This window comes from Bradyrhizobium diversitatis (assembly GCF_016031635.1).
Classification (GTDB): domain Bacteria; phylum Pseudomonadota; class Alphaproteobacteria; order Rhizobiales; family Xanthobacteraceae; genus Bradyrhizobium; species Bradyrhizobium diversitatis.
Genome location: NZ_JACEGD010000056.1, coordinates 20,234 through 31,687 on the forward strand (window position 1 = coordinate 20,234; position 11,454 = coordinate 31,687).

Consider the following 11,454-nt stretch of genomic DNA (forward strand, 5'->3'; position numbering starts at 1 on the left):
GGTCGATACGCGCGAGCTTCCGTAGATTACACTGGCATCACGAATGTCGCCTATGTGCTTGGAGCGTGCGTAGCGAACACCATCTTGGCCAGCGGGCTTTGTCCGCGCAAACAGGCCGGACATCTGATAGCAAGCGATCTGGCCAGAAGTCTGCTATAATCCTGACAAGCGGGGGGCCGTCCACATCTTCGATCACGACCAACCAAGCCGCGATCAGCGCGCTGTTCCGCATCGTAAACCGATACGTCGGCAATCTGGCGCCGATGCCGGGAGTTTTTCCGGACTACCAGGCACCGATCGTGCGGAACGGAGCCGAGGGCCGCGAGCTCGCTACGGCGCGATGGGGAAATCCTGATCGGCAACGATGCGAATAGCGAGATTCTGACCGCCAGCGCACCGCGAGACTGGCATCATACGACTTGCCACCCGATTGCCGCGACATGATCGCTTCAATAGCTGACTGGATCTCGCTGAGGCTGTGGCGTGGTGGCGAAACGTCGCTCATAAGATGCGCTCTTCAAAATCTGCCTAATCAATGCATTGCGCCCGCAAAGCGCGGGCAAATAAGGCCTATCGTACGATTTGGGCGCTTAAGAACGCTTAATTGGGCGGTAAAGCCTTGATTTGCATGGCATCTCGACTTGCCGAGGCACGTCGGAGACACACCGATATATGTATATGTGTGGCTGCTGCCGAGCTGGCGCGACGGCCCAGCCGAAGGAGGAGTGATCGCAAAGGGCAACGCACTCTCTACGATGAGGCCGGGTTGTCGGTCTTTCTGGGTACCACCTGAACCTCGGTGCGAATGTGCTACGGTAACCGATAACAAGACTTTTTTTCGCAAGATCTGCCGCTCAATTCAATGGCCCAGACACGCAAATTCATCAGCCAGCCCCGCTGCATCTATACCGGAAAGCGTCTCGATCCCTCGGACGAGGAGCTCAAGCCGAGTCACGAGCATATCATCCCTCTCTCGCTCGGCGGTTCGAACCAGTTCACAACGGACGACGTTTCGCTGAAAGCGAACAACAAGGCCGGCGACGAAATCGATGACGCGGTAGCCAGTACCCTTCCATTCCTGATGCTTCGGCATCGGTACAAGCTTCCGGGCAACCGAAAGGTCATCCCTTCCCTGACGATGAAGGGAGATTTTATTGATATCAACGCACCAGCCGAGATGAGTATCAGCGCCCAAGGCGACATCGAGTTCGAGTTCAGGAACGAACAAAAGACATCGGGCAAGATCATCTCGCTTGGCTCAACAGAAGAACGCGTGCGCTTCTTTCTGAAGGCTCGGCTTGAGCAGGCGCAACAGCGAAAGCTACACCTCTACACCCAGTTTGGCGAAGTTACCGACGAAGAGGACATCGAAATCGCGCTTCTTCTCGCAAACCGCAATGAGGGCCGTGAGTTCAAGGCCCGCGCGACCATCGATGTCGCGGCATTGAATGAAGCTCGCGCGCGTCTCATGGTCAAAATCGCGCTTGGCCTTGGTCACCGGGTTCTTGGGCCTGAATGGACGTTCGGGCCTGGCGGCATGATGCTCCGAAGCCATTTGTTTCCGGGAACGAAGGATCTGAATTTCGGCCACCTCAAGGGAACGATTAATGCCGATATTCCGGAGCTTCTTTCGCACATTTTCGGACTCGACGATAACAGGCATGTCATGGCGGTGCTGCCTGCGGGCAAACAGACGTTCGCCCTCATTTCCCTTTTTGGCGGCCAGATAGGAAACGCCATAGTCGATCTCGGTTACGATTCCCGTCGCAAATTCAATCGGGCTATCAACAAGGATGAACGTCTCGACTGCGCGTTTTCGATCCCATTGAACGTTTCGGGCTCACGGCCACTTGTGACGCGTTCCGTGCAAGAACTGGCCAACACTGCCGATTTCAACAATCTTCTGCCGAAATCCCGCGCGGAGGCCGAACGGTTCTTGCGATGATCCACCCCCGGCGTCGTCGATGCTTTTGGCGTCCTTCTGCGCGGATAGGGGTAAACTGACGGTGCAGGCACGATTCGCCGAATTATCCCCGGGACATTCATGGCCATGTTTGCGCGACGCTCGTTGCAGCGTCTGTTGAGTGAGCTGAAGAACAAGCTGACGCCAGCAGCCATCGCAAAGCTGGAGCATGAACTCAATCGTCACGAGCCATCTGCGCTCGGCTACGAATGGGAACTGGCTCTGCTCTACGCGCTCAGCCAGGTCGGGACGGTCACCTACGAAGCCGACTCTCATCCCGGCTCCCGGCGCCCCGATCTCACCTTCATCGACAATGAAAGCTCTATCCGCTTCGTGGCCGATGTCACGATGGTTTCGGATGCGGGGCTCGAGGAAGAGAACCCGGTCATGCGGTTCTCCCACAGCCTTCATCGGCTCAAGCGCAAATACGGATTAGCGGGAAGCTTGAATTACCATGTGTCCGGCGTTACCGACGGCCCTTCTCGTCACAAGCAGAAGACCCGCCTCAAGTTGCCAAAGCTGGCTGATATGGACCGTTTTCTTGCAGAGCATGTCGGGCCGTGGTTTCGAAGCATCGCTGACGAGAAGCAGGCTCGCGCGACAATCAAGGTCACCGAGGCGGACGTCGAATTTTCAATCGTCTACGATATAAATGAGCGCTACGGCGGCGGCGGTTATCCCTCGTACACCGCAGCTCAATCACGAACGAAGAACCCGGTCTATTCCGCACTGAAGGCGAAGGCTGGACAGCTCAAGAAATCCGGCGCAACAGGCCCCTGCGGCATTTTCCTGTGCGATGGCGGCTGTGCTCTGCTCTCGAAGCCCGGGCGGCAGATGCAGGAAGTCAGCCTCGACGAGGTGATATACGAATTCTTCCGACAATATTCGTCGGTGGCATTCGTTGCGGTTCTGGTCTTTCCGCCTACCCGCGCACAACCATTCACTGGCCTTGTCAAGGAACTGAGGATTACCAGGCAACTCTACATCAATCCCCGCGCCACTGGTGCTCTGCCGGAACAAGAACTGCTTCAATTGATCAACCGCGGCCTCGCATCCCTGCCACCGCCCGTGGCGACACCGCGCGATGCGCTGCGCTGGATCGCGCGAGGTCGGCCGCTTCAGGGCCAGACCTACAACACCATTCATTATTCAGGAGGCCTCATGACGGGATCTGTCAAACTATCAGCACGGAAAATTCAAGAAGTGCTCGCGGGCCGGTCGACGGCGCAGGAGTTGTTCTCACAGTTCGACAGTCCGGGGCGTCCTTTTCGGAATCCGTTTGAAGCAGCCTTGCAGCAAGGTCTCACGATAGATTCCGTGAAGTTGACGAAGCAACCAGACGCCGACGACGATTTGATGGAAATCCGGTTTAGTCTTCCAGACCCAGCCATCAGCAAGATCAAGGCCGGTTGAGCCTCCGTGCAGCGAAGCATGGCGAAACACTCTTCGGAGCACTGTAAAACTCGTCCGGCCGGGCGCTATGCAGCGACGGCCAAAGGCAAAGCGCGCTTCATCCTTTTGCAGCAAGCCCGCGTAATCGCAGGACTCCCGGCCGGTCTCGTTGCCCCTACCGATAGGAGGGTGGCAGGCCGTTGATAAGGTTGCAGGCGATCGTGTAAATCTCGTAGGTGCCGATCTTGGAGAAGCGCTCATCGATCGGCTCGGGCCAGAAACGGGCAGCCGGGTAACCGTGTCGGTGCCAGTAGGCCTGGAGGTGTTTCGCAAGGGCCATGGCGCCCCGCTTGCTGAGCCAGTCAGCACCGCGCCCGAAGTCATTATTGTTTGCCGCAATTACTCCCGTACATCCGTTCACTCCTACCATCGTCCTCATCTGCACCTCCCCGCAATGTTGTTGTGCGACGCAGCAGATATAGCGGCACGAGGCGATGCGAATGAAACTCAATCTTGATAATTAGAAAGCGATTGCCGAGTTCATACGTGGATATGCGACATCGCGTTGTGAAGCGATCACGTGTCGCTCGCCGGAGGCACTCGGTTGAGGGGCTGCCGCTTCGCGGCACCGCTATCACTGCCCCTCAACCGGGTGCCTTGTTAACCGGTCTCGCGACTGCACTCGCTTTCGGGCCCCGCCGTCATTTCATGCCGGCGTCGCTATCACTGTCCCGAAAGCGCGTGCCTCTTTCAGGGGGCCTTCGCTGGCGCTCCGGCACTCGTTAGGCATTGGCTGCTTGCGCAGATGAACTCTGCTTCACTGTGTATGCCTGATAGCAAGCTGATAACTTCCTAAGATAAATCTTGCTCTCGACCACAAAGCCATCCAAATCGTGCTCTATGGCATAAGTCGAAAGGTCGTCTAGCTTGTTTATGAATCCTCTGCCTTTGAAATTCAGAGAGGTATTGCACAAGACGCCATACCCGGTACGAGCCTTAAATGCGGCCAGCAAATCGTACAATTTGCGGTTTGTCGTGGCTGACACCGTCTGAATGCGGGCGGTCCCGTTAACGTGGGTAACCGCAGCCAGAGCATTCGTTCTGACCTGATGCGTGTAGAGCATGTATGGGCTCGCGTGATCGCAGCCAAACCATTTCGTAGCTTCTTCTTCCAAGCAAACAGGCGCAATCGGACGAAATTGCTCGCGCTGCTTAATTTCGTTCAACCGCACTCTGGTACTAGCTTCGAAAGGCGCAGCAAGGATGGAGCGATTACCCAAAGCTCTCGGGCCGATCTCATATCTGCCGTTCACCCACCCGAGAATGAGACCGTTGGCCAGCATGTCGGCAATGACAGCATGGTCTGACTCGTAAATATCAAACATCGAAGGATCGAATGAGCCGCTCGTGTTGAATTCAAGGCCAGAATAGACGTTCCAATCAATCTTTGGATTACCCGTCAGATGAAATTGGGCATCGATCGCCGTTCCAATCGCCGAGCCAGAGTCGTTCGCCACAGGTGGCACGAAGACCTCGCTAAAAAGGCCGGTCTCTCTCCACTTTGTATTCCAGTCGCAGTTCAAGCCGCATCCGCCCGCAATCAACAGCGGCAATCCTTTCTTCATGTTCGATTTGGCGAACTGATGGAAGATGTCGAATATCCTGTCGCTAAGAATGCCCGCGAAGTTGCGGAATTCCGGATCGTCCAATCCAACATTGAAGTGAGGCGAATGCTCGAGTTGCTGATATAGGCTCGCTTCGAGATATGGAGGTTTCAAAAGAAGGTCGATCAGCTTTTCTTCTTCGGCCGAAGGTACTTTGCGTTTTGAAAACGAAGTCAATGCCATGAGTTTCCCCGCGTCGGAGAAGCGGGAAAACGGCGCGTTCTTGGGAAATGTTGGATCAGCTAACCCGTAGAGCGAGATATAGCGATTTCCCGGCTGGTTCAGGACATCGGCTAGGAGCGTTATGTTCAGCGCGGAATCGATCTCGTAGAACGCGCCGATTGCGCCCTCCCACACCAACACGTAGCACGGGGTGCCTTTTGGTAGACTCGACAAGCCAAAGGCACACAACACGTGCGATCGCTCGTGAGAAGAGGAGAAATAGTGGATCGGTCTGCCCATGAGGCGCCGCCGCTCGATGATGACGTCGCTACCTGACACGCCGCGGTATCCGGCGAGCGCATTTGGGCCAAGTACGCGGTGCTCGCGCGGCCACCATCCACCTGTACAAAGCACGTCGGGGATCTCGTCAATCTCGCCAAGGACGCTGAACACATCGTGACTGGATACCGGCGAATATCGCCAGTTCGAATTCTTCTCCGCCTCGATAGAAACCTTTAGCTCCGCCCCTTTTAGGTAGGCGATCGCGCCGTCGTGTCCAGGATTATAAGAGAGAATATTCATAGCGTTGCGAGCCCCCCAATCGATCCTCAGTCAGTCACCGCTAACCAGCGTTTTGCACCGCGACAAACCCTTTCCCCATGGTGCAACTATGAGTATACAGTAGCTTTTAGTGTACTTGACAAGCCATGCAACCACGATAGGTCATGCCCAGTCGCATAGATATGACGGACGGTCCCGAGCACCATCGCCAGCGTTCAGAGTTCATCAGAGGGCTGGTCCAAAGATCCGATACAAAGGCGTCGCTCAACGATAGGTACGAGCAAGCACCCCCTAAAAGCATCGTGCAGTTTTGGCATGATCTCGGAGAATTGCCGGCGGACATCAAGGAGTGCATCGCCACGTGGGCGCGCTGGGCAACAAGCGGCTATACGCACCGCTTGTTCGATGAAGACAGCGCCAGAGAGTTCATCAGGGAGGCGCTGGATGCACGGCACGAGGACGCATTTGAACGCTGCTACCATCCCGCCATGCAGGCTGACTATTTTCGGCTGTGCTACCTGTTTGTTGAAGGAGGCCTTTATGTCGACGCGGACGACGTCTGCGTCAGTACGGAAATTGACTCGCTATTCGATGACGGCCGACTGAAGGTCCAGCCGCTATGTTACGACATCGCTTCGGGGGGGATGGTGGATACAGCGAGGTTCCTTTCTGTCGGCGCATACGAGCCTAGTTGGATATTCTACGTAAACAACAACCCACTTATATCAAGCAAACGGCATCCGATCATCGAGCGGGCGCTCCAGCGAGCGACCGATCTTCTCCAAGATGCCGACGGAAGCGTATTGCCCGAGATACAGACGACGACCGGACCGGGAAATCTATCCCGATCAATCTTCGAGCGTGGCGCTGAATCGGCGGAGGCGGACGGCGAGCTCGTCGTGCTCCGAGATTGGGAGTCATTTGCTGTTTCAAGATGGCCCTTGAGCCACCGCAACGATGCTCGAAATTGGCGCCTGTCTAATCAACAGAGGTTTCGTCGTGGCGAAAACTAATCTCGAATGAATTTGTCGAAGCCGCTGCGCGCCGCCTCCCTGTTCTTGCATTCATTAGCCCTGCGGTGCCGTGTATACTTGCCGCGTAGGCAATGCTTAGCGTTTGTGCCGCCAGCAAACCCACAGCAAACGGGTATTTCCCAGATATACGTAATCAACCTGGATCGACAACCCAACCGCTGGGCTGACGTCCTTCGCGAGTTGGCTTGCATCGTGGACTCCAGCGATGTCCCTTTGACGCATAGGTCGAATAGGTTCCCGGCAACTGATGCGCAGTCCACGCAGCGTAACCTGACAGATATTGCTGAGATCGATCCATTCTATTCGCTCGGCGATCAGTTGTACGTAGAGCCGCAGCCTCACGCATCTCCCGACGACTTCGATCTGGTACGGCCCATTCGGATGAGTGAGGCGGAGATCGCAATCGCGCATTCACATATTGGCGTCTGGAAGGCGATCGCACAGTCCTCCGCTCCATACGCACTGGTGCTTGAGGACGACGTTTGGTTCGCGAGAGATTTTTCGAGCGTTCTCGATCAGGCGTGGCGCGAGATGAAAGATGCAGACGGGGGAGCCCCTCTCTTCGATGTATTATATGTATCCTACGCGGAAGCGCGCCACGGGGCGCCAAAGGAATTGCTCTCCAAGAACGTGTTTCGTCCAGAGCGCGGGCTATGGTTTCTGTCCGGCTACGTGCTATCGCGAAAAGGGGCTCAATCGCTTCTTCGGCTTCTTCCCTGCCGAGGCCCGATCGATCTATGGATAAATCACAAGTTCCATGCGCTGGACGTGCGCGCCCTTCGTCGCCCGCTAGTCAACCAGCGTGCCGATCTTCTTTCCACGAATTCCTATTCAATCCTTCCAGCGCTAAGCACGCTTGGTGTTCTTGATAACAGTACTACAGCGCTGTTTCATCAGCGACCAAGCCATTATCCGGTGTTCGCCTTTGGACCTCCGGGTTCTGGATTGTCGTCACTCGCAATGGCGCTCTTAATGCTCGGCTATCGCTGCTGCAGCGACTTGGACCGCATTCCAGAATGTGAATTCAAGAGACTCATGACCGGCGCCTCTCACCGCACCTTTGATGCCTATGTTAATGTGGGCTCGTTGAACGCGCACGTCCGGACTCTCATGCTGCGCTATCCGCATGCAAAGTTCATCGTGACCGAAGACGAGGAACCCGCCGGTGATGATCTTGTGAAGATGCTGGCAGGGGCCAACCTTGTGCGCTTGAAGCATAATGAAACCGACTCTTGGCGCACGCTTTGCGAACACTTGAGGTTACCACCGCCCGCCGCACCGTATCCCCTTGTTCAAGATATTGGGACAGCGTGAGGTTCGCGCACCTGTGCCCGGCAAATCAATGAGCCGTTCAACCAAACGACTTCGGTATGACCGATCGCCGTGGATTGCGGAACCACGCGCTGATTGGGAAGGGATAAACGCGAGATTTCTGGAAGAGCCGGCGCAATTTGGATCGGTGGTCAAGTTCGAAGATGATCTCGCGGATATCCAATCCGCACGATGGACCTTGAGAAACGACACCTTTCCAGGAAACCTCGGATTATTTCGTCCAATGAACGTCTCGGCAAGATCAGGTGGCGGCCTGGCGCTCGGCGTGCATCAGGAGCCGCTTGGCGTTCGAAACTACAGCGCGGCTGCGATATCGAGCCGAGACGGCTTCCTGTACGGGCGGTTCGAAGCAACGCTGCAAGCAACGAATGTATCAGGTGTGGTGACCGGCTTCTTCCTTTACCGGGCCTCGCCGCGGCAGGAAATCGACATTGAGATCACTGGCAATCGTCCAACACGACTTCTGGTCAACGTGTTTTATAACCCCGGCTCAGATGGCGCAAAGTTTGACTACGGATATCGCGGGACACCCGTAGCCATCCCATTGGGGTTTGATGCTTCGAAAGCCCCACATCGCTTTGCGATCGAATGGGACCCCTGCGAGATTAGGTGGTTCGTTGATGGTGAACTGGTTCACCGCCGCGCCATATGGAATCCGACCCCCATTCCGAACCTCCCAATGAAGTTGCACGTCAACACGTGGCCGGCTCGCTCTCGGGATCTCGCCGGTCGGTTATCGGTCAACGCACTGCCAACGTCTGCGATTGTGCGCGATATTGCTATCGATGCATTCAAAGTCGACGCTTAGGCTTTTGTGGGCGACACGTTCCTACGGGTCGCGGAGCTCGGGTTGGAGAGGGACGTGCCCGAAGGCATATGGGTTGGCCTGCATCGCGACGGTCTCGAAGGCTTCCAGCGCCGAGGCCGATCCAGCCGCCAGCTCGAGCGCGATGCCCCCGTGAAGCCGGCGCAGAAGCTCCGCGATCACCAAGACGCCAGCGATCAGCCCCACGAACGGGACGCCGACGGTGCGTGATGCAAGCTGAGTCAGACCGCATGAGTCCGCACCGGCTTTCTTCATAGCCCTATAGGCTGGCATATCTTCGACGTTTGCCGTCACCGCGCCAATATCCTTCGACCAGATATCCTCGGCTCGACGCGACGATGGAAATGTGTGCACGGACAGGCTGCGGAAGGCCTCCGGTCCTGCCCCGAGCCCTGCTTCAACAACCAGCCCGAAGCCTGGACAGTCCAGCGCAGCACGGGCGATCGGGTTGTCGACGCCGCATAGAGCCACAGCCGGCTCATCCATCGTGCGCGTCGTCCACTTCCCAAATCGGCTCTCCAGCAAATAGGTGTCGAACCCCCGGGCATCGAGCCATGCACCGAGCTTGCGCGCCTTGCGATGGCCGACGTCACGGACGAAGGACAACAGCGACGTACTGTCGTTCGACTTTGCAAGGCGGTCGTCGTCCTGCAACAGCAGCTTCACCATCTTAGGGTCGGCGTAGGGAAGCGACGCCAACACCCAGGCAAAGGCCTGCCCAAGATTGCCAAGACCGATCAACCAAAGCGACGACGGGAGCCAGGCAAGCGCCGGCTCCGAACCATCCGGTACCAGCCAATCGGCACCGGGATTCCACAGCGAAAGGCCTAGGGGCCGGTGGCCGGCCATCACATGGTCCTTGGCGTGCCAGGCGAAGGCCTCAGCCGCACAACACGCCGCCGCCAGCACGGGTGCCAACGCGATCGCAGCATCGTTCGGCTCTGTGTCGCCCACGTCCGCTGGTACAGCGCCGCCGCGCCAACCTGACCATTTGAGCCGCCAGACGGGAAGTTTCGTTTCCGGCTTGGGTCTGCCGCCAATAATCGCCGCCGGCCATGCAGGGTTGGCCTTTGCCACGACCTTTCCTTCGTAGTCGGCAACGGCGCGGCTGAGCGAACGAGCCCGCGTCAACCGCGTCAGCGGCTTCGCGTCCGGCAACCCGACGACCTCGACGCCGCCAAGAAAACTTCTTCGCGCGACATTGACGAGCGTCAGCAACGCAATCTGCTCCTCGCGCGACGACGCGATCGATGCGTCGACGTGGATGGTTAGACCGAAGCTTCGCAGCAGCGCCATGGCTTCGTCGTGTGTGGCAGCGCGCCCGCTGTCCATGAAGTACTTCGCGCCGCGATGAAGGGTTGAGGCGTCAAGCATCGTATTCCTCCATTATGCCCAGAAGCCGCGGTAGAAATACCGCGATGCCGCCAAGCCTCCCCGGTCGTGCCAAGTGTGATCGCCGACATATTCGTAGACGCCGAGCTTACCCACGCGGATCGGCCAACGCGCGAAGTCCGGCACGATGATCGCGATGTGGCCTGCGCGCGCAACCATCGGGTTCGTACGGTCGGATTGGCTTTGAAAGGCTGAGCCCGGATGCGTGTGTGCATCCCCGACCACGGTCAGTTTCTTCTCCCGGCAAAGGGACCAGAGCCGCGCAAAGGCGTCGCCGTGCAAGACGCAGACGCCCGTGTCGTAAGCGTGCGGGTCAAGATCATCGTAGTAGACCACCTCTCGTACCTCCTTCCGTCCCCGGTCATCGACACCAAGAAGGAACGCGCCGGCTTCGTGGCGACCCTCCCCGCGGCGTTCGAGTTCGGAAATAATCCTGCGCCAGAGTTGCGGTGGACACCGCAGCCGATGGCTAGGCGCCGCGAATGCCCGAATAATCGCTTTCAAAGAAAAGGCCATTGAGTTGCTCCAGGTAACAGATGATCCCGCGATCCGGCTGCCAGAGCCGGCTCGGATGTTCGTTGCGCCAGTTGTCATGGCCATCAATGGACATGCGGTCGCACGGCAAATACAGGCATTGACCCTGCTTCCAGTCCGGCCGGAACACGGCCGAGACAAATTGGGGCCCCGTCGGCCAACGTGCCGGCGGCAGCGGCCGGTTGGTCGCGATATCCCAGGGCTGCGCCGACACCGGCGTCCGCCGATAGCCGAGCAAGCGATAGAGATTTCGTAAGCTGCCGAAGTGAGTCTGGCATGTCGCCACGCAGGGTAGACCCCATAGGCGTTAAGGTAGTGCGAGCATCGATTGATACCGACGTTTTCGAGGAGGCTCGCGCAGGTGCCGCCCAAGCGCTCGTTTTCTGCGGCGGAAGCAACGGATGGTTGGTTGTGGAATGATCGCTTGTAGCAAGGATGCAACGAGTTGTTGCAGAATGCGCCAAGCGCCAGGTGTCGTCAGGCGGCCTGCATCCAGTGGGGAGAGTCCTCGAAGTCGCGGGCAAGCGGCTCGAGCAGCAGGATGATCAAGAGGTGGGCCAGCAGGTAGGGCTTGGCGGAGCGCGGATCGGTTCC

The 11,454-nt window shown here is 57.5% G+C and carries 10 protein-coding genes and 1 pseudogene; 6 read left to right on the top strand and 5 right to left on the bottom strand.

Annotation, left to right across the window (positions count from 1 at the left end):
- Positions 1-161: 161 nt before the first annotated feature.
- From H1B27_RS40540 to H1B27_RS36635, 3 genes and pseudogenes are all read left to right on the top strand, one after another.
- A pseudogene (locus H1B27_RS40540) lies at positions 162-365 on the top strand (SOS response-associated peptidase); the annotation flags it as partial.
- A gap of 497 nt (positions 366-862) precedes the next feature.
- Positions 863-1,945 carry a hypothetical protein gene (locus H1B27_RS36630; protein WP_197969390.1) on the top strand — a complete coding sequence of 361 codons (1,083 nt, stop codon included), beginning with the start codon at positions 863-865 and terminating at the stop codon, positions 1,943-1,945.
- A 105-nt stretch (positions 1,946-2,050) separates the two neighbouring features.
- Positions 2,051-3,376 (top strand): hypothetical protein, encoded by a 1,326-nt coding sequence (locus H1B27_RS36635; protein ID WP_197969391.1) that lies wholly within the window; start codon positions 2,051-2,053, stop codon positions 3,374-3,376.
- A gap of 154 nt (positions 3,377-3,530) precedes the next feature.
- On the opposite strand, the gene H1B27_RS36640 is transcribed toward H1B27_RS36635, so the two are convergent.
- On the bottom strand, positions 3,531-3,794 hold the full coding sequence (locus tag H1B27_RS36640) for a hypothetical protein (RefSeq protein WP_197969392.1): 264 nt from the start codon (positions 3,792-3,794) through the stop codon (positions 3,531-3,533).
- Positions 3,795-4,137: 343 nt separating this feature from the next.
- Complete coding sequence (locus H1B27_RS36645) at positions 4,138-5,763, bottom strand: carbamoyltransferase C-terminal domain-containing protein (RefSeq protein ID WP_197969393.1); 1,626 nt, start codon at positions 5,761-5,763, stop codon at positions 4,138-4,140.
- Between the two features lie 143 nt (positions 5,764-5,906).
- Here H1B27_RS36645 and H1B27_RS36650 point away from each other — a divergent pair, with 143 nt between their 5' ends.
- Genes H1B27_RS36650 through H1B27_RS36660 form a run of 3 tightly spaced genes read left to right on the top strand, consistent with a single transcriptional unit; the run spans position 5,907 to position 8,916 of the window.
- Entirely contained in the window at positions 5,907-6,755 is an 849-nt protein-coding gene (locus tag H1B27_RS36650) for a glycosyltransferase family 32 protein (protein ID WP_197969394.1), read from the top strand.
- Between the two features lie 6 nt (positions 6,756-6,761).
- A complete protein-coding gene (locus H1B27_RS36655; RefSeq protein WP_210343654.1) occupies positions 6,762-8,090 on the top strand; it encodes a glycosyltransferase family 25 protein in 1,329 nt (442 codons plus the stop codon).
- Positions 8,091-8,118: 28 nt separating this feature from the next.
- On the top strand, positions 8,119-8,916 hold the full coding sequence (locus H1B27_RS36660; protein WP_197969396.1) for a family 16 glycosylhydrolase: 798 nt from the start codon (positions 8,119-8,121) through the stop codon (positions 8,914-8,916).
- Positions 8,917-8,937: 21 nt separating this feature from the next.
- Here H1B27_RS36660 and H1B27_RS36665 read toward each other — a convergent pair whose 3' ends face one another.
- From H1B27_RS36665 to H1B27_RS36675, 3 genes are read right to left on the bottom strand one after another with little or no spacing between them, the layout of a single operon-like run.
- Positions 8,938-10,308 carry a BilD N-terminal domain-containing protein gene (locus H1B27_RS36665; protein ID WP_197969397.1) on the bottom strand — a complete coding sequence of 457 codons (1,371 nt, stop codon included), beginning with the start codon at positions 10,306-10,308 and terminating at the stop codon, positions 8,938-8,940.
- A gap of 12 nt (positions 10,309-10,320) precedes the next feature.
- Positions 10,321-10,842, bottom strand: coding sequence for a Mov34/MPN/PAD-1 family protein (locus H1B27_RS36670; RefSeq protein WP_197969398.1), 522 nt, complete (start codon positions 10,840-10,842; stop codon positions 10,321-10,323).
- Positions 10,796-11,098 carry a DUF7665 family protein gene (locus H1B27_RS36675; protein WP_197969399.1) on the bottom strand — a complete coding sequence of 101 codons (303 nt, stop codon included), beginning with the start codon at positions 11,096-11,098 and terminating at the stop codon, positions 10,796-10,798. The genes H1B27_RS36670 and H1B27_RS36675 overlap by 47 nt, the downstream gene beginning before the upstream one ends.
- Positions 11,099-11,454: the final 356 nt, after the last annotated feature.

What these genes read in the sequence shown, in the direction of transcription:
- H1B27_RS36635 (WP_197969391.1), top strand. Translation starts at nt 2,051, where the DNA reads ATGTTTGCGCGACGCTCGTTGCAGCGTCTGTTGAGTGAGCTGAAGAAC.
- H1B27_RS36665 (WP_197969397.1), bottom strand. Translation starts at nt 10,308, where the DNA reads ATGCTTGACGCCTCAACCCTTCATCGCGGCGCGAAGTACTTCATGGAC.
- H1B27_RS36640 (WP_197969392.1), bottom strand. Translation starts at nt 3,794, where the DNA reads ATGAGGACGATGGTAGGAGTGAACGGATGTACGGGAGTAATTGCGGCA.
- H1B27_RS36670 (WP_197969398.1), bottom strand. Translation starts at nt 10,842, where the DNA reads ATGGCCTTTTCTTTGAAAGCGATTATTCGGGCATTCGCGGCGCCTAGC.
- H1B27_RS36655 (WP_210343654.1), top strand. Translation starts at nt 6,762, where the DNA reads ATGAATTTGTCGAAGCCGCTGCGCGCCGCCTCCCTGTTCTTGCATTCA.
- H1B27_RS36660 (WP_197969396.1), top strand. Translation starts at nt 8,119, where the DNA reads ATGAGCCGTTCAACCAAACGACTTCGGTATGACCGATCGCCGTGGATT.
- H1B27_RS36630 (WP_197969390.1), top strand. Translation starts at nt 863, where the DNA reads ATGGCCCAGACACGCAAATTCATCAGCCAGCCCCGCTGCATCTATACC.
- H1B27_RS36650 (WP_197969394.1), top strand. Translation starts at nt 5,907, where the DNA reads ATGCCCAGTCGCATAGATATGACGGACGGTCCCGAGCACCATCGCCAG.
- H1B27_RS36645 (WP_197969393.1), bottom strand. Translation starts at nt 5,763, where the DNA reads ATGAATATTCTCTCTTATAATCCTGGACACGACGGCGCGATCGCCTAC.